The following is a 16,613-nucleotide window of genomic DNA, read 5'->3' as shown; positions in this document are numbered from 1 at the left end:
GCATGTACGAGAAATACAAGAACGCCGAAAAAAAATTCTGGCACCCCATGGGCTCCAGCGCCGCGCCGCACCGTGACAAAACCCTGGTCATCGCCCGGGGCGACGGCAACTACATCACCGACATCGACGGCCAGCGCATGCTCGATGGCGTGGGCGGGCTGTGGAACGTCAACATCGGGCACAACCGCGCCAGCGTGAAGGCGGCGATTGCCGCGCAGTTGGATGAGCTGGCGTATTACCAGACCTTCGACGGCATTGCCCACCCTCGGGTGTTTGACCTGGCCGAACGGCTGACCGGCATGTTCGCCCAGGAGCGCATGGCGCGGGTGTTGTTCAGTTCTGGTGGTTCCGATGCGGTCGAGACCGCGCTGAAAATGGCCCGGCAATACTGGATCGCCAGCGGCGAGCCCGGGCGTACGCGCTTCTTGTCCCTGCGCAACGGCTATCACGGCGTGCACATGGGCGGCACCTCGGTGGGCGGCAATGGGGTGTACCACTACAACCATGGCCAACTCCTCGCCGGTTGCCACTTGCTCGACACGCCCTGGCTGTATCGCAACCCCTGGGATTGCCGCGATCCCCAAGCGCTGACCGCGCACTGCATCCGCCAGTTGGAAGAGCAGATCGCGTTGCTCGGCGCCCAGACCATCGCGGCCTTGATCGCCGAGCCCGTGCAAGGGGCGGGCGGGGTGATCGTGCCTCCGGCCGACTATTGGCCGCGTTTGCGCGAGGTGTGCGACCGCCACGGCATTCTGTTGATTGCCGACGAAGTGGTCACTGGCTTCGGGCGCTCGGGCTGCATGCTCGGCAGTCGCGGCTGGGGCGTGGCACCGGACATCCTGTGCCTGGCCAAGGGCATCACCGCCGGTTACATCCCGCTGGGCGCCACGCTGTTCAACCAGCGCATCGCCGATGCCATCGAAAACGGCCAGGGTTTCAGCCACATGATCATGCACGGCTACACCTACAGCGGGCACCCGACCGCGTGTGCGGCGGCGCTGGCGGTGCTGGATATCGTCGAAGCCGAAGACCTGCCGGGTAACGCCGCCAAGGTGGGTGCGCAGCTGCTGGAACAACTCCAGCCACTGGTTGAACGCTACGCGGTGGTGGGTGAGGTGCGCGGCAAGGGCCTGATGATTGCCCTGGACCTGGTCAGCGACAAACGTACCCGCCAGCCCCTCGACCCGGCCGCGGGCCAACCGTCACGCATCGCCGACGAGGCGCGCCGTGCCGGAGTGCTGGTACGGCCGATCGGCAACAAGATCATCCTCTCGCCGCCATTGACCCTCACCCGCGACGAGGCAGGCTTGATGGTGTCGGCGCTGGAAGCGGCATTCGCCCGCTGCGGCTAGTTCCCGCGCATTCGGTGCGGCCCGCCCGCACCGACGTCACATCCCTATCTGAGACAGCCTATCAAAGGCGCCCCCCAAGGAGCTTCAGCCATGCGCTATCCATCGCGTCGTCCGGTTTTCGGCCGCACACTTGTGTGCACGTTGGCGCTGTGCGCCCTCAACCAGGCCCAGGCCTATGAGTTGTACAGTGATGAAAGCCGGCATCTCAACGCCGACATGACCGCCGTGTTCGGGCACTTCAACAGTCGCAAGAACTATGACGGCACGTCCGGCGGTTCGACCTGGCGCGAAGGTTTTATCAAATACGGCCTGAGCGGCGACCAGGCCCTGGCGGGCAATGGCACGGCGTATGGCGCCTTTGCGCTGCTCAGCTCCGCAACCTGGGGCGACGGTGACCCGGCTGGCAACACCCTGGGCACCGAGCGCACCACCAAGATCGAAGACGCCTACCTCGGCTGGCGTTCCGGGGATCTGTTCCCGGCCCTGGGCAAGGACGGCGTGGATATTTCCGCCGGGCGCCAGGTAGTCAAGCTGGGCCGCGGTTTCCTGATCAACGATGACGGGCCGAACCTGGGCAAGGGCCCCGCCGATGGCCAGCTGAACCGGGGTGGCGCGTTTTACCTGGCGGCGCGGCATGCGTTCGACCAGACCGCATTTGTGCGCCTCGGCGGGCAGGAGGGCGTGCATGGCAGCCTGCTCTGGCTCAAGTCCGACAACCGCGCCCAGGCCGAAACCGAACTGGCCGCCGGCACCCTGGAGTACACCGCCAAACCGGGCACGCTGGGGTTGACCTGGGTCCACGGTATCGACGTCAACGAGCGGTGGGCCAGCGACTTTCAACGCCAGCGCAAAGGCATGAATGTCTACAGCCTGCGCGGTGAGGGCGACGCAGGCATGCCCAACGTCAGCCTGGCGTTCGAGTATGCCTGGCAGGACAAGGACGCCGGGCCGCAAAACGCCTGGTACGGTGAAGCCGGCTACACCTTCGCCGACACGGCCTGGGCGCCCAAGCTGACCTACCGCTATGCGCGCTATTCACAAAAGTGGGATTCGCTGTTCACTGGCCTGAGCCAGGGCTACGGCACCTGGTTGCAGGGCGAAGTCGCCAGTAACTACAGCGGGCCGTTCAACAGCAACACGCGCGTACAGCACCTGGGCCTCAAGGCGACCCCCCTGGAAAACCTGACCCTGGGCGCGCTGTTCTTCGATTTCGATACGGTGCGCAAGGCCAATGCACTGAACCTCAACGCCCGCGAGCTGGACCTGTATGCCGAGTGGGCGGTGAACCCGCACCTGATCATCACCCCGCTGGTCGGCTTGTACAAACCGCAACAGGACGCCAGCTCGGGCGGCAATCAGGTGGGGAGCAACGGCACCAACGTGTACAGCCAGGTGACCGTCGCCGTGCCGTTCTGAGTCGCTCAGGCCGCCGGGGTGGCGGGCGGGTTGCGCATGTTGTCGGCGATGCGCCGCGTGGTGTCCATGACCATTTCGATCACGGTCTCCTGGCGCAGCAGCTTGAAGCTTTGCGTGCTGCCGACGGCCGACAGGCTGCCGACCACTTCGTCGAGGTCGGTCTGGATGATGGGCGCGGCGATCCCGGTCAGGCCCAGGTTGAGTTCATCGTGGGTCAGGCAGTAGCCGTCCTTGCGGATCTTTTTCGCGGCCTTGTTGAACCCCGCCCAGTCATAGGGGCTGGCGGGGTCGTTGGCCATGTGCTCGTCGAACAGGCGTTGCAGGCGGCGGCCTTTCTGGAACGCGATCAACACCTTCGATTGCGCCCCCCGGAAGAACGGCAGCGGCTGCCCGCGCCCGAATGCAAAGTGATAGGTGTCGGTGGGTTCGGCAATGTAGGTGTTGATGATGCGCCCGTCGTAAAACACGCTGGCAAACACCGCCAGGCCGGTCTGTGCGGACAGCTCGTGCATCAACTCGCGACCGGCGACGAGGATCGGGTCGTACTGGCGCATTTTCCAGTCCAGCTCGATCACCCGCGGGCCCAAGCCATAGCTGCCGGCGTCCACGCGGGTCAGCAGGCCGGCGTCACACAGATCCTTGACGTAGCGGTACACCGTTGCCCGTGACAGGCCCATGCGCTCGGCGATGGTGTCGGGGTCGATCTTCAACGTCTGTGGACCGAACAGGTCCAGGACACTCAGCAATTTGCTCAGGCTACTCATTTCGTTCCTAGAAAAGGGGGGACGTGCTGCGTCGGGCTGGCGCAACACTACCGCAGTGAGAGAAAAACGCAATATTTGGCAGATTATTCGCCGTCTAAAAATCTCAAAAGTCTCAATAAATGAGATAAACACAAATAAAATGCTTGTTGATTGAATATTTGTGTGTGATAAATCTCATCACTGCAAACGCTCAAGCAAGAGGGCTGAAAATGAATGGTGCGCAACTGATAGTGAATGCGGCAGCGGCAAGCGGTATCGAGTACTGCTTCGCCAACCCCGGAACCACCGAAATTCCCTTGGTGGCGGCCATGGCCAGCGCACCTGCACTCAAGCCGGTGTTGTCGTTGTTCGAAGGGGTCTGCACCGGGGCCGCCGACGGCTACGGCCGCATCGCCGGCAAACCGGCGATGACCCTGACCCACTTGGGCCCGGGCTTTGCCAACGGCATCGCCAACCTGCACAACGCCCGCCGGGCCAACACGCCCATCGTCAACGTGATCGGTGACCACGCTTCATGGCACGTCAACTACGACCCGCCGTTGGCCAGTGACATCCAGGCCCTGGCCGGTGCCGTCTCCGGCTGGGTGCGCACTTCGCGCACCGCGTCGGGTATTGGCGACGACCTGCAGGAAGCAATGCGCGCGGCCTGGCAGGCCAAAGGCCAGATCGCCAGCTTGATTTTGCCGATGGACCTGCAAGCCCATACCGTGACCCACAGCGGTGTATTCGCGCCGATCCGCCCGCCGGTGCGACGGTTTGCCGGCGATCGCATCGAAGCGGTCGCCAAGGCCCTGCGTGATGGGCTGCGCCTGGTGTTTATCGTCGGTGACGAAGGGCTGTCGGTGGCGGGCTTGGAAGCGGCGGGGCGCCTGGCACAACTGCCGGGTGTGCGCCTGTTTGCCGAGACCTTTCCGCGCCTGAGTTACCGTGGCGGTGGCTTGCCGGACCTGGATCGCCTGCCGTACTTCCCGGAAGTGGCGATTGAAATCCTCGAACAGTACGACCTGGTGGTGTGCGCCGGTGTGCCGGAACCGATCAGCTATTTCGGCTACGAAGGCATCCCCTCGCGCCTGGCCGAACGTGAGCGCCTGTTGGGGTTGGCCGATGTCGGCGACGACGTGGCCGGTGCATTGACCGCGCTCGCCGATGCCCTCCAAGCACCGGCCTACGTGCCGACGCCACAGGGCATCGAACTGCCGCCGGGGCATGCCGAACTCACCCCGCAGTCGGTAGGCCAGGTACTGGCTGCCTCGTTGCCGGACGACAGCATTGTTTCGGTGGAAGGCGGCACCTGCGGCTACCCGTTTTTCACCGCTTCGGCTCGCGCCGCACGGCACCGGGTGCTCACCAACACGGGTGGCGCGATCGGTCAGGGCATTCCGGTGGGGTTCGGTGCGGCCCTGGCCGAGCGCGGCAACCGCGTGTACTGCCTGCAATCGGACGGCAGTGCCCAGTACACCATTCAAACCCTGTGGAGCATCGCCCGCGAGCAATTGCCGGTGGTGATCCTGATCGCCGCCAACCATCGCTACGCGATCTTGCAGAACGAATTGCGCCGTTTCGGCATGACCGAGCTGGGCCCGGAGGCGCTAAAGCTCACCGTGCTCGACAGCCCGCGCATCGACTGGAAAGCCCTGGCCAAAGGCTACGGCGTACCGGCCTGCACCGTGCAAACCAATGCCGAACTGCAACGCGCGCTAGCCAACGCCACTGCCAGCAGCGGCCCGTGCCTGATCGAGATGGCGCTGTGAAGGAATCGACCATGAAAACGTTCGAAGTATTGCCCGCCGTCCAGGCCTTTTTGTCGCAACCGGGTCGCTTGTTTATCGGCGGCACCTGGCAGGATGCCGCCGCTGGCCGCCGGTTCGCGGTGGAAAACCCGGCGACCGAAGACACCCTGACCGAAGTCGCCCAGGGCGGCGCGCGGGATGTGGATGCCGCCGTGGCCGCCGCACGAGCGGCCTTCACCGGCCCCTGGGCGTTGCAGTCACCGGCCCAGCGCGGCCTGTTGCTGTTCCGCCTGGCGGACCTGCTCGACCAGCACCGCGAAGAGCTGGCGCAACTGATCACCCTGGAAAACGGCAAGCCCATCGCTGCCGCGCGTGGTGAAGCAGCCAGCGCCGCGACCATCCTGCGTTACTTCGCCGGCTGGCCGACCAAGATCGAAGGCAGCACGTTGCCGGTCTCACCGGCCAGCGGTGCGCCGATGCTCAACTACACCTTGCGTGAGCCGGTGGGGGTCTGCGCGCTGATCGTGCCGTGGAATTTCCCGCTGAACATGTGCGTGTGGAAGCTCGGCCCGGCGCTGGCCACCGGGTGCGTGGCGGTTCTCAAGCCTGCCGAACAGACGCCGCTGGTGGCGATCCGTCTGGTGCAGTTGATCGAGCAGGCGGGGTTCCCCGCCGGTGTGGTCAACCTGGTCACCGGCCTGGGCGCGGAGACCGGCGCACCGTTGGCCGAGCACCCCGACGTCGACAAGATCGCCTTTACCGGCTCGACCCAGGTCGGGCGGCTGATCGCCCAGGCGGCCACGCGCAACATGAAAAAAGTCTCGCTGGAGCTGGGCGGCAAGTCGCCAAACATCATCCTGCCCGACGCCGACATCGTGCGCGCCGCCAAAGGCGCCGCCGACGGGATTTTCTACAACCAGGGCCAGGTGTGCACCGCTGCGTCGCGTTTGTACGTGCACGCCAGCGTGCTGGATCAGGTCCTCGAAGAACTGCAAAAACATGCCGCCGCCCACGTGCTCGGCAACGGCCTGGACCCGGCCAGCAGCATGGGCCCGCTGGTGTCCGGGCGCCAATTGAATACGGTCAAGGGCTACCTGCAACGGGGCCAGGAAGAAGGCGCCGAGCTGATCTGTGGCGGCGGACGCCCGGAGCATCTGGAGCGTGGCCACTTCATCGCCCCCAGCGTGTTCCTCGATCGTGCCGAGGGTGCCTGTGTCGCCCGCGAAGAGATCTTCGGCCCGGTGCTGACGGTGATGAGCTGGAACGAAATCGACGAGCTGGTGGTACGCGCCAACGACTCGCCCTACGGCCTCGCCGCAGGCCTGTGGACCCGCGACCTGCGCTCGGCACACCGGGTGGCGGCGCAACTCAAGGCCGGCTCGGTGTGGATCAACTGCTGGAACGTGGTCGACGCGGCCTCGCCGTTCGGCGGCTACAAGCAATCCGGCTGGGGCCGGGAAATGGGTAAGAACGTGATCGATGCCTACACCGAGACCAAAAGCGTGTTTGTCGATCTGACCTGAACTGAATAATCACACGAGGTAGTTGCTATGGATCTGGAATTGAAAGGCCGCGTGGCCATCGTCACGGGTGGTGGTATGGGCATCGGCAAGGAAGTCGCACGGTTTCTCTCCGAGGAGGGGTGCAAGGTGGTGATCTGCGCGCGGCGCATGGCGTTCCTGCAACTGGCGGCCGAGGAAATCACCGCGCAGACCGGCAATGAAGTGCTGCCGTTGTTTTGCGACACCAACGACATGTCGGCCGTGTCGGAGATGGTCGAGGCCGCCTACAAGCACTTCGGCCGTATCGACATCCTGGTCAACGGCGCGGCAGCACCGTCCGGTGTGGTGCGCAATGACATCGAACATGCCGGCGACGACGAACTGCTGTCGGACCTCAACACCAAGGTGATCGGCTACTTCCGCTGCGCCAAGGCCGTGACCCCGCACATGAAAGCCGGTGGTTTCGGACGCATCATCAACATCGGCGGCCTGACCGGGCGCGGCAGCAAAGTGCTGTCGGGCATGCGCAACCTGGCCATCGCGCACATGACCAAGACCCTGTCCGACCAACTCGGGCCGTCGGGTATCACGGTCAACCTGATTCACCCAGGCGTGGTGGATACCCCGCACATCCAGGAGCTGTACGAGCGTGAAGGGGTCAAGCAAGGCAAGACCCCGGCCGAGGTGGAGCAGGGCTACATCGACGCCACGCCGATCCGGCGCACCCTGGCACCGATTGAAATGGGCTGGCTGATCGGTTTCCTGGCATCCCCCAAGGCCGGTGCGGTCACCGGCGAATCCATTGGCATCGACGGCGGCCTGACCCGCGGCATCTTCATCTGAGGAGCATCAGCGATGAGTAACGGAACCCTTTTGGTGGCAACCGTCGGGCAGGCGGTGATCCGCAGCGCCGACGATGGCCGGACCTGGCATCGCCTCGGCCTGGGGCAGGACCTGGAGTTCGACGCAATCACCCGCTCGTTGAGCATGCACCCGGACACCCCCGAGGTGATCTACGCCGGTACGGATGTGGGCCTGTGTGTCAGCTACGACACCGGCGGCCGCTGGCAGCGCATCAACTCGCCGTTCAACGGGCAGACGGTGTGGAAAGTCGCGGTCGACCCGCAGGACGCCCAGCGGATTTTCGTCGGCACCGGCGCACCGTCGCGCGCGGTGTTGTGGCGCACCCTCGACGGTGGCCTGACCTGGGACCGCGCGCCGGTGGAAATCCCCGAGTTCTGCGACGGTGTCAGCCGCCCGCGCTTGCTGGCCTTCGCCTACGACCCGACCGACCGCAACCAGCTGTGGTTCGGCCTGGAAGAGGGTGGCCTGTTCCACTCCCGCGACGGCGGCGACAGCTGGACCCGCGTCGATGACCGCTTGCTGTGGGACTACAACTCGGACGTACACAACATCCTGGTGCTGCCCAACGGTGGCCAGAAAGTCATCGTGGTGGTGTGCGTCAACGCGGTCTACCGCAGCCTCGATGAGGGCCTGACCTGGACCGGCATTATCGGCCGTGAAGCCTTCGGCCTGTATTACATCCGCGCCATGAACGCGCCGCTGGGCACGCAAAGCGATCTGTACCTGAGCATTTCCGATGGTACGCCGGGCACCACCAGCAAAATCCTGGTGTCCCGCGATGCCGCGCTCAGCTGGGAAGTGCTGCCGCTGCCGCAGCAACCGAATTCCTGCGTGTGGGCGATTGCCATCAACCCGGCCAACCCACGGCAGATCGTCGCGGGCACCAAGTACGGGCATTTGTTTACCTCGGAAAATGGCGGTGAAGGCTGGCAGAAGCAGTGGCGCGATTTCAGCGAAATCGCCGATGTGCTGTGGACGCCTGCCGTGGCGCAGATCAAGGCCGGGCATCAATCCATCGTCAAAAAAAGCTGAGGTGGCCCGCGATGAAAGTCGACATCCTTCGTACGCACTTATCGCTGTGGGTCAGTGACCCTGACGTGTCGGCCCGTTGGTACGCCGACATCCTGGGCATGCACGAAAGTGCCCGTGGCGAAAGCTGGGTGATGATGGCGTTTGGCACCAAGCATCACGACATTGCGTTGATCCGTGCCGACCCCGGTGCCCACCAGGGCGGCATGGGGTTGCAGCACTACGGCCTGGAAATCGCCGGGGACATGACCACCTTGCGCCAGCTGTACGGCATGTTACTGGGCAAGGGCGTGGAGGTGGTGAAAATCACCGACCACGAAATCGGCCATGGCGTGTACTTCAACGACCCGGACGGCAACCGCATGGAGTTTTTCCTGGAGACCGAACACGACGATGCGCGTGGCAAGGCGCGGTTCAAGGAAGCGGGCGCGCCCAGCCGACATTTCAAACTCGACCCACTCGACCCTCTGTGAGGCAAGCCTGATGAAAACTGCGAATTTCGCCACCTATCACATCCGTAAATGGTACAGCTTTGTCGAAGAAACCCTGGCCAATGAAACCGGCCAGTTGGCCGATGGCGAGCCGTTGTTCAAGTACGCCGTCGCGGCGGTGATCGCCAACCCCTATGCCGGGCGCTACAGCGAGTCGCTGGCCGAGCTGGTGGAGCCGTCGCCGCTGTTGGGCGAAGAGTTCGGCCGCCGTATCCAGGCGCTGGCCGGCCAGCACGACATCGTCAGCTACGGCAAGGCCTGCCTGGTGGGCAGCCAGGGCGAGTACGAACATGGCAACGCGTTCCTCACCAACCCGGCGGCCGACCCGGTGCGCGTGGCGCTGGGCGGAGGCAAATCGTGGGTGCCGTCTACCGGCAAGCGCGGTGGGCCGGGTTCCACCATTGATGTACCGCTGGCACACAAGGATGCCCTGTATGTGCGCTCCCACTATGACAGCATGTCGCTGATGTTTGGTGACGGCCCGGCGCCAGACGAGGTGATTATCATCTGGGCGTTCGCCACTCGCGGGCGTTTGCATGCACGCCTGGGCGGCTTGCAGGCCGACGAGGTCAAAGGGCTGGATGGGCTGCACTGATACACGCGTGCGGCTTCGGCGGCGCAGATTAAAACCACAACAAGAAAGCGGTGATAAGCGATGAAGCAGCAGAAGACCCAAGTTGTCATTGTCGGCGGCGGCCCCAACGGGATCACAGCCGCACACTATATGGGGATGTACGGTGTCGACTGCGTCGTCCTTGAACTCGCCGACTGCATCTTGCCGTACCCGCGCGCGGTCGGCATGGATGACGAGGCCCTGCGCGTACTGCAAGGCATCGGCATCGCCGAACTGGCCGCACGCGACATGATCTGCGATGTGCCGCTGCGTTATTACAACGCACGCGGCGTGTGCTTCGCCGAGGTCAAGCCGAGCACCGCCCATTACGGTTGGCCGATGCGCAATATCTTCATGCAGCAGTTGCTGGAAGGCACGCTGCGCGAAACCCTTGGCCAGCACGCCAGTGTCGAGTTGCGCCAAGGCCATGAAATGCTCGAACTGGAGCAGGACGGCGAAGGCGTGACCTTGCAGGTGCGCGATGCCCAGGGCGAGACCTATCAACTGCGTGCCGATTACGTGATCGGCGCCGACGGCGGGCGTTCCACCGTGCGCAAGAAGCTCGGTATCGAGCTGCTGGGGCTGACCCATGCGCGCAAATGGGTGGTGGTCGACACGGCCAACGACACCCTGGATGCGCCCTATACCGCCTTGCATGCCGACCCGCAACGGCCGTTCGTGTGCATTTACCTGCCGTACCAGCAGCGGCGCTGGGAGTTCATGCTGCTGGAGGGCGAAGACGAAGCGAAGATGTGCGAAGAGCACACCATCCGCGACCTGATCCGTGGGCATATCGGCGATGCGGTGGACTCACTCAACATCATCCGCATCCGCGCCTACACCCATCACTCGCGGGTGGCGGCGCGGTTTGTCCAGGGCCGCGTGGCCTTGGTGGGCGACGCCGCACATATCTCGCCACCGTGGGCCGGCCAGGGCCTCAATTCCGGGCTGCGGGACGTGGCCAACGTGGCCTGGAAACTCGCCGCGATCCTCCAGGGCCGCGCCGCCCACGGGATTCTTGCCAGCTACGACCAGGAACGCCGTGGCCACGCGACCGAACTGGTGGCCCTGGCCGACAACATGGGCGCGGTGCTGGGCCTGACCAATCCGTTGATGGCCGGGGTGCGCGACTGGTTGTTCCAGGCGGTGAACAGCGTCGACAACCTGCGCTCGCATTTGCTGGAGTTCAAGTTCAAACCCAAGGCAACCATCACCAAGGGCCTGGTGCATCACGAACGTGCCGAATTGCGCGAGGACGATCTGGTCGGCCAGCTGTTTGTGCAGCCGCATATCGAAGATGCCCAGGGCCAGCGCCGACGCCTGGACGATGTGCTGGGCAACTCGTATGCGGTGCTCGGTTACCGGGTCAACCCACACGCGCATCTCAGTGGCGAAATGGCCGCGTATTGGGCGCGCTGGGATACGCGGTTTATCCAGGTCAACCGTTCGCGCAGCGGCCTGGGGCGCGGCCAGCCGTTGACGGCCGCAGCGGCCCTCAGTGTGGAAGACGTGGATAACCGCCTGGGCGAATGGTTCTCCAGGGTGCGCGATTGCATTGTGGTGGTGCGACCGGATCGGTTTGTCGCCGCCATTACCACCCCCGAGCGGCTCGACGGCGTGCTGCGCAAACTGGCGGAGCAACTCTCATGAATGGCAACAACGAATTGCTCAACCGCTTGCGCCAGGCCACGCATAGCGCGCAGGCCTTGCCAGCGCTGCCGGCGGATGCGCTGGACGTGTATTCCGGCTACGCGCTGCAACGCCTGGGCCTGGAGGCACGCCAGGAAGCAGGCGAGCGCCTGAGCGGCTGGAAAATCGCCTTCGCCGGCCGCGCCGCGCAACAGCGTTTTGGCCTCGACCAGCCGGTGTATGGCGCGCTGACCACGCCGATGCACATCGCGCCCGGCACACCAGTGGCCCTGTCGCGGCTGATCCAGCCCAAGCTGGAGATTGAAGTGGCGATCATCATGGGCCGCAGCCTGGCGCCCGGTGAATACCGTGACGAGGACATCCTGGCCGCCATCGGCGAGGTGGCGCCGGCCTTCGAGATCGCCGATTGCCGCTGGCAAGGCTGGGCGTTCGGCGCCGGGGCATTCCTGGCCGACAACGCGGCGGCAGGGCTGTATTGCATCGGGCCGCGCACGCCGTTTGATCCGTTGCTACACAGCGGCGTCGACTATCGCCTGGAGTGTGCCGGCGCGCTGTGCGGCGAGGGCAATACCGCCGAGCGCGAGGACCCGCCGCTGATCAACCTGTGCTGGCTGATCCGCCGCCTGCTGGCTGACGGTCAACCGGTGGAGGCGGGGCAGGTGGTGCTGTCCGGGGCGTTGCTGGCGCCGATGGCGATCCAGCCGACCACGTACCGCTTGCGGATGTTTGGCACGGAACTGGCTTTGGTTTTCACGGTTGATACCGCCCCAGTGTGAACACCAGTTGCCGTCATGCCGGGGCCACCGAGGAACCACGACCATGCTTGCTGAAGCGCGAACCTTCAATGACCCTCAACAACACGCCGGCTCGATCCACGGTTGGCGACAGGTGTACGACCAGCTTGGCCGTGGCTGCCTGACCAGTGAGCTGCGGCAGTTGTCCGCCGACCGCTTCCAGGTGTTCCAGGAGGTCCTGGACAAGCGCGTGGTCCAGCGTGGCTATGCGCCAAAAGGGCGGCTGTGCGCGGCGATGTCGTTGGGCAGTGCTCCGGTGGTGCAGGGGCAGCAAGTGGGCAGCCACAGTGTGGTGCTGTTGCGCGACGCCGAGGAGTTTGTGCTGCACGCGCCGGAGGGCACGCACTTTTTTGCGTTCAATGTCGACACGGTGCGCTTCGCCAAGCTGGCGGCCTTCGAATTGTCCAGTGAACAGCTCAAACGGCTGAAGACCACCTCGCAACTGAGTGTGGATGATGCGTTGCTGGCGCGCATCCACCAGCGCATCCAGCCGCTGTTTCGTCACCTTGTGGAACAGTCCGACGCCATCAGCCCCATCGCCGAAAAAATGCTGGAGGACGCGCTGCTCAACGCTTTCCTCGATCTGTTCAGCAACGCCACCGATGAGGTGCGCTGCCGACGTGGCAATGTCACCGTGAGTGCCTATCTGGTGAAACGTTGCCAGGACCTGATCGACGCCAGCGGTGACACGCCCCTGAGCATTCTTGACCTGTGCGAACACCTGCGGGTGAGTCGCCGGACCTTGCAGAACAGTTTTCAGGCGGTGACCGGCATGCGCCCTGTCGAATACCTGCGTAACCTGCGCCTGAATGCGGTGCGCCGGCGCTTGATCACCACGTCGGCATGCACGCAGAACGTCGGCGAAGTAGCGGTGGCGATGGGGTTTTTTCACCTGAGCCATTTCGCTACCCATTACCGCGAGCTGTTTGGCGAGTCGCCTTCGGAAACCCAGCGGGCGCCGCGTTGAAGGCGCTGTAGCGCGGGTTCAGTGAGTGGTGCCGCCCAGCCCGGGGTCAACGCGCTTGCCGATGTCCTTGAGCCTGGCCAACTGGTCGACCATGCCAGGGGCCTCATCCAGGCAACTGACAAACGTCCATAAATACGTCATCACCGCGTAGATGTGCCCGGCCTTGACCGCAGGTGACAGGGCGAGTTGGGTGATGGCGAGCACAAACAGCAACGCCGCGAGTACCCCGATGGTCAGGAAGGCGATGGCCTCGCGGTCCGACAGCCCGATGCGCAAGCGCGACAGTACCCGGTAGTGGCGGCGCAGGGTGTGGGCGCCGACCTGTTCCACCAGGCTGATTTCCTTCTCCAGGCGGTTGTTCAGGCGCTCGTGCAACTGCTCGTTGCGCCGGGCGAAGCCGGGCAGCACGGTAAGGCACAGCCCCAGGGCCAACAGGCAGCCCAGGCCGACCCACGGTTCGATCACCAGCAGCATCGCCGCTGCGCCGATGATGGACACCAGCGCGGTGGCCATGATCGGCACGTGCTTCTCGAAAAAGTCCACGAAGTCCCGCGCCAGCACCACCCGCGCCGCGGCCTTGGAAGTGCTGTGGCGTTGCAGGCGCTGGTTGAGGATCACCGGCACCGCGAGGTCGGCATAGATACGTGTAAAGGTGCGGGTGTCCAGAGCCCGCCGGGCCGCGCCCACCACCCAGAACCCCAGCACCACCAGGGCATAGAACAGCGCGTTGGCAGTATCGCCACGGATAATCGCGTCCACGGCGAACCCGGCGAACAGTGGGTAGGCAAGCAGCAGCGCGTTCTCCAACGCCACCAGCGACAAGGTGGCAAACAACTTGCCGGGGTAGGCCCTGGCGATGGCCTTGAGGGTTTGGCTGGCGGATTGTTGACCGATGTTGTGGCTGTGCTCGATCACTCTTTGTGGTGTGGCGGAGGGCATGGGGCACCTGTGTGCAGCGCAGTGGGGGGACGCAATGAGTCGGTATACAGACCGCGAGTGATGTCGAGCAGATAACGGGCTTCCTCGGTCATCAGCAGCAGGTCGATCTGCATTTCGTCGATGACGATCTCGAGGACGATCAACAGGCAGATCGCCGGTGCGGTGAACAGCCAGTGGGCATAGGACTGGGTGAACAGCGACGCGCTCACCCCAAGCACCCACAGCACCATCACCAGGCGCGGCGCCTGTTTTTGCAGGGGGATCCAGAAGCGCTGCAACTTTCTGAGCCTGGCGCTATAGAACTTTACCGAGTCTTCCAGTTGGGCCAGGTCAATCAGGTTTCGACTGCGATAGTTGAGGGGCATAGGTGCAATCCGCGTGTGAATCACAAGGGTCGGTTGGCGTAGTCAAGGCGCCCGCAGGCAACGTCCGGTTCAACCAGGCGAGCTTGACTTCGTTGACTTGTACCCACTTGCCGTTCTGTGGCATCCCTTCGCAGCTCTTGAAAGCGATACAGCGTCCGTGTGTGTCCAGCAAGGCAAAGTGGCGATAGGGTGTGGCTCTATAGAAACCAAACATAGAGAGGCGCATGCCTTCACCTGGGCCGGTTGAGTTCAGAGGTCGGTGGGATGGTCTGGCCAGCTCAGTTCGAACAACGTGCCGCCGCTCGCCAGGTTGCGGCAGGTCACGCTGCCGCCATGGGCCAGGGCAATCGCACGCACCACGGCCAGCCCCAGCCCGCTGCCACCCTGGGCGCGCGAGCGAGAACTTTCGCCGCGTTGGAACGGGTCGAAAATGTGCGCGACGAAGGCTTCATCGATTCCCGGGCCTTCGTCCGCGACACTCAAGGTGTTGAGGCCGTCCCTGCTGTCCAGGCGCACGATGACGTTGCCGGGCGTGGCATGCCGCCGCAGGTTGTCGAGCAGGGCCAGCAAGGCCTGGCGGATGCGCGCCGGGTCGCAGTGCACGGGGTGCTTGAGCAGGTCCAGGTGCAGGGTAAAGCCACTGGCGTTCAGGCCAGGCTCGAACAGTTGCGCGTCGGCCTCGATTTCCTCGGCCAGGTCGGCGTGCTGGATGTGCACTTCCAGGTAGCCGTTGTCCGCCAGGCCGACCACACGCAGGTCTTCGATCAGGCGCGTCAGGCCCTCGACCTGGGTGAGCAAGCTGTAGAACTGGGCCTTGTCCGGCTCGAACACACCTTCGGCCAGGCCCTGCAAGCGGCCACGCAAGATGGTCAGCGGGGTGCGCAGTTCGTGGGCGATGGCGGCGTTCCAGAACGACTGTTCTTCAGCCATGCGTTGCAGGCGCTTGGCCATACTGTTGAAGTCATCCACCAACACGGCGGTCTCTCCCAATGAAAGGTCGGGCGCAACGGCCCGCGCATCGAGGTCGCCGTCGGCCAGCCGGCGCAGGCTGGCGGCGACGGAGTTCAAGGGCATGAGAATGCGCCGGGACAGCTTGATCGCGACCACGGCACCCACTGCCAGGCTGATGCAGGTGATCAGGCCCATCCATGCCCATTCCATGCCGGTGGGCAGCCACTCATCGACGTCAAGGTCCGACGGCGGCCAGAACGTCCACAGCACCGCGTAGAACACGTAGGAGCCAACCACCGCGAGGGCAATCACGCACAGCACCACGGCCGACATCGACACAATGATCTGCCGGCTCAACCCGTTGACGACCTTCATGTGTGGCTCCCGAATCGGTAGCCGACGCCACGGATGCTGGTGGGTACGCCCTGCACGCCGAGGTCTTCGATTTTTCGCCGCAACTTGCTGATGTGGCTGTCGACCGTGCGTTCCAGGCTGTCGCTCTCGGGGGCGCACAGGGCCAGCAGTTCGGCGCGGCTGAACACGCGCTTGGGCGCCTTGGCCAGTTGCGCCAACAGACGGAACTCCGTGACGGTCAGGTGCAGCGGGTGCTTGTCGGCACCGACCTGCACGTTGACTGCATGGTTGTCGATGTCGATCTCGAACGCCTGCACGCGCAGCACGCGCTGGCCGCTGCCGTAGCCGTGATCGATGCTGCGGCGCAGCACGGCCTGGGTCCTGGCGACCACTTCTGCCGGGTTGAACGGTTTGACGATGTAGTCGTCGGCACCGATGCGCAGGCCCAGCAGTTTGTCCATGTCCTGGTCTTGCGCGGTGAGCATGATCACCGGGGTGTTGCCGCGGTGGCGGATCTCGGCGAGGACCATCCAGCCATCCAGCTGCGGCATCAGTACATCGAGCAGCACCAGGTCGGGCTTGAGTGTCTGGTGCAGTTCCAGGGCACGGCGCCCGTCTAGCGCATGGGCGGTCTGGAAGCCGCTGCGCTTGAGGTAGGCGGCGAGGATGTCGGCAATTTCCGGCTCGTCTTCGGCGATCAGCACCAAGGCCTGGTGTTTGCCGGTGGAGTCCTGGGGTGTCGGTGCAAGCGGTGATTCAGTCATGGCAGGCTCGGGTCTGGGTCAGGTGCACTGGGATCGTCGCAGTATGACGAATCATCCAAGGGCAACGA

16 protein-coding genes are annotated in these 16,613 nt (G+C 64.3%); 11 read left to right on the top strand and 5 right to left on the bottom strand.

Annotated features, from left to right (window positions below; all coding sequences use genetic code 11):
• The first annotated feature begins 2 nt into the window (after positions 1 to 2).
• Positions 3 to 1,352 (top strand): aminotransferase class III-fold pyridoxal phosphate-dependent enzyme, encoded by a 1,350-nt coding sequence (locus OPU96_RS01380; RefSeq protein WP_498558516.1) that lies wholly within the window; start codon positions 3 to 5, stop codon positions 1,350 to 1,352.
• Between the two features lie 90 nt (positions 1,353 to 1,442).
• Complete coding sequence (locus OPU96_RS01375) at positions 1,443 to 2,768, top strand: alginate export family protein (RefSeq protein WP_498558515.1); 1,326 nt, start codon at positions 1,443 to 1,445, stop codon at positions 2,766 to 2,768.
• A gap of 5 nt (positions 2,769 to 2,773) precedes the next feature.
• Here the strand turns inward: OPU96_RS01375 and OPU96_RS01370 are convergent, their stop codons facing one another.
• Entirely contained in the window at positions 2,774 to 3,532 is a 759-nt protein-coding gene (locus OPU96_RS01370; RefSeq protein WP_192300978.1) for an IclR family transcriptional regulator, read from the bottom strand.
• Between the two features lie 209 nt (positions 3,533 to 3,741).
• Between OPU96_RS01370 and OPU96_RS01365 the strand changes: the two genes are divergently transcribed.
• The 9 genes from OPU96_RS01365 to OPU96_RS01325 are packed head-to-tail and all read left to right on the top strand — an operon-like array spanning position 3,742 to position 13,172.
• A complete protein-coding gene (locus OPU96_RS01365) occupies positions 3,742 to 5,283 on the top strand; it encodes an acetolactate synthase large subunit (protein WP_498558514.1) in 1,542 nt (513 codons plus the stop codon).
• Between the two features lie 11 nt (positions 5,284 to 5,294).
• Positions 5,295 to 6,785, top strand: a complete 1,491-nt coding sequence (locus tag OPU96_RS01360; RefSeq protein ID WP_498558513.1) for an aldehyde dehydrogenase family protein — start codon at positions 5,295 to 5,297, stop codon at positions 6,783 to 6,785.
• A gap of 27 nt (positions 6,786 to 6,812) precedes the next feature.
• Complete coding sequence (locus OPU96_RS01355; RefSeq protein WP_192300975.1) at positions 6,813 to 7,607, top strand: SDR family NAD(P)-dependent oxidoreductase; 795 nt, start codon at positions 6,813 to 6,815, stop codon at positions 7,605 to 7,607.
• 12 nt (positions 7,608 to 7,619) lie between these two features.
• Entirely contained in the window at positions 7,620 to 8,660 is a 1,041-nt protein-coding gene (locus tag OPU96_RS01350) for a WD40/YVTN/BNR-like repeat-containing protein (protein WP_226457058.1), read from the top strand.
• A gap of 11 nt (positions 8,661 to 8,671) precedes the next feature.
• Entirely contained in the window at positions 8,672 to 9,130 is a 459-nt protein-coding gene (locus tag OPU96_RS01345; RefSeq protein ID WP_192300973.1) for a VOC family protein, read from the top strand.
• Between the two features lie 10 nt (positions 9,131 to 9,140).
• A complete protein-coding gene (locus OPU96_RS01340) occupies positions 9,141 to 9,743 on the top strand; it encodes an amino acid synthesis family protein (RefSeq protein ID WP_192300972.1) in 603 nt (200 codons plus the stop codon).
• Positions 9,744 to 9,803: 60 nt separating this feature from the next.
• Positions 9,804 to 11,411 carry a bifunctional 3-(3-hydroxy-phenyl)propionate/3-hydroxycinnamic acid hydroxylase gene (locus OPU96_RS01335; protein WP_226457059.1) on the top strand — a complete coding sequence of 536 codons (1,608 nt, stop codon included), beginning with the start codon at positions 9,804 to 9,806 and terminating at the stop codon, positions 11,409 to 11,411.
• Positions 11,408 to 12,187 carry a 2-keto-4-pentenoate hydratase gene (locus OPU96_RS01330; RefSeq protein ID WP_498558512.1) on the top strand — a complete coding sequence of 260 codons (780 nt, stop codon included), beginning with the start codon at positions 11,408 to 11,410 and terminating at the stop codon, positions 12,185 to 12,187. Before OPU96_RS01335 ends, OPU96_RS01330 begins: the two co-directional genes overlap by 4 nt.
• Positions 12,188 to 12,230: 43 nt before the next feature.
• The gene (locus tag OPU96_RS01325) at positions 12,231 to 13,172 is read left to right on the top strand and encodes a helix-turn-helix domain-containing protein (protein WP_226457061.1); all 942 of its coding nucleotides are present in this window, start codon (positions 12,231 to 12,233) and stop codon (positions 13,170 to 13,172) included.
• An 18-nt stretch (positions 13,173 to 13,190) separates the two neighbouring features.
• Here the strand turns inward: OPU96_RS01325 and OPU96_RS01320 are convergent, their stop codons facing one another.
• The 4 genes from OPU96_RS01320 to OPU96_RS01305 form a co-directional block, all read right to left on the bottom strand.
• Entirely contained in the window at positions 13,191 to 14,111 is a 921-nt protein-coding gene (locus tag OPU96_RS01320) for an ABC transporter six-transmembrane domain-containing protein (RefSeq protein ID WP_226457062.1), read from the bottom strand.
• Positions 14,084 to 14,476: a hypothetical protein gene (locus tag OPU96_RS01315; protein WP_226457063.1), complete on the bottom strand. Its 393-nt coding sequence runs from the start codon at positions 14,474 to 14,476 to the stop codon at positions 14,084 to 14,086. The genes OPU96_RS01320 and OPU96_RS01315 overlap by 28 nt, the downstream gene beginning before the upstream one ends.
• Positions 14,477 to 14,725: 249 nt before the next feature.
• On the bottom strand, positions 14,726 to 15,802 hold the full coding sequence (locus tag OPU96_RS01310) for an ATP-binding protein (protein WP_226457064.1): 1,077 nt from the start codon (positions 15,800 to 15,802) through the stop codon (positions 14,726 to 14,728).
• On the bottom strand, positions 15,799 to 16,545 hold the full coding sequence (locus OPU96_RS01305; RefSeq protein WP_305392640.1) for a response regulator: 747 nt from the start codon (positions 16,543 to 16,545) through the stop codon (positions 15,799 to 15,801). Before OPU96_RS01305 ends, OPU96_RS01310 begins: the two co-directional genes overlap by 4 nt.
• Positions 16,546 to 16,613: the final 68 nt, after the last annotated feature.

The organism is Pseudomonas sp. RP-B7, from assembly GCF_059803535.1.
This window is presented reverse-complemented; position numbering and strand designations above follow the sequence as displayed.

Bases quoted from the DNA above. Each gene is read 5' to 3' on its own strand.
- OPU96_RS01380 (WP_498558516.1), top strand. From the start codon at position 3: ATGTACGAGAAATACAAGAACGCCGAAAAAAAATTCTGGCACCCCATG.
- OPU96_RS01375 (WP_498558515.1), top strand. From the start codon at position 1,443: ATGCGCTATCCATCGCGTCGTCCGGTTTTCGGCCGCACACTTGTGTGC.
- OPU96_RS01370 (WP_192300978.1), bottom strand. From the start codon at position 3,532: ATGAGTAGCCTGAGCAAATTGCTGAGTGTCCTGGACCTGTTCGGTCCA.
- OPU96_RS01365 (WP_498558514.1), top strand. From the start codon at position 3,742: ATGAATGGTGCGCAACTGATAGTGAATGCGGCAGCGGCAAGCGGTATC.
- OPU96_RS01360 (WP_498558513.1), top strand. From the start codon at position 5,295: ATGAAAACGTTCGAAGTATTGCCCGCCGTCCAGGCCTTTTTGTCGCAA.
- OPU96_RS01355 (WP_192300975.1), top strand. From the start codon at position 6,813: ATGGATCTGGAATTGAAAGGCCGCGTGGCCATCGTCACGGGTGGTGGT.
- OPU96_RS01350 (WP_226457058.1), top strand. From the start codon at position 7,620: ATGAGTAACGGAACCCTTTTGGTGGCAACCGTCGGGCAGGCGGTGATC.
- OPU96_RS01345 (WP_192300973.1), top strand. From the start codon at position 8,672: ATGAAAGTCGACATCCTTCGTACGCACTTATCGCTGTGGGTCAGTGAC.
- OPU96_RS01340 (WP_192300972.1), top strand. From the start codon at position 9,141: ATGAAAACTGCGAATTTCGCCACCTATCACATCCGTAAATGGTACAGC.
- OPU96_RS01335 (WP_226457059.1), top strand. From the start codon at position 9,804: ATGAAGCAGCAGAAGACCCAAGTTGTCATTGTCGGCGGCGGCCCCAAC.
- OPU96_RS01330 (WP_498558512.1), top strand. From the start codon at position 11,408: ATGAATGGCAACAACGAATTGCTCAACCGCTTGCGCCAGGCCACGCAT.
- OPU96_RS01325 (WP_226457061.1), top strand. From the start codon at position 12,231: ATGCTTGCTGAAGCGCGAACCTTCAATGACCCTCAACAACACGCCGGC.
- OPU96_RS01320 (WP_226457062.1), bottom strand. From the start codon at position 14,111: ATGCCCTCCGCCACACCACAAAGAGTGATCGAGCACAGCCACAACATC.
- OPU96_RS01315 (WP_226457063.1), bottom strand. From the start codon at position 14,476: ATGCCCCTCAACTATCGCAGTCGAAACCTGATTGACCTGGCCCAACTG.
- OPU96_RS01310 (WP_226457064.1), bottom strand. From the start codon at position 15,802: ATGAAGGTCGTCAACGGGTTGAGCCGGCAGATCATTGTGTCGATGTCG.
- OPU96_RS01305 (WP_305392640.1), bottom strand. From the start codon at position 16,545: ATGACTGAATCACCGCTTGCACCGACACCCCAGGACTCCACCGGCAAA.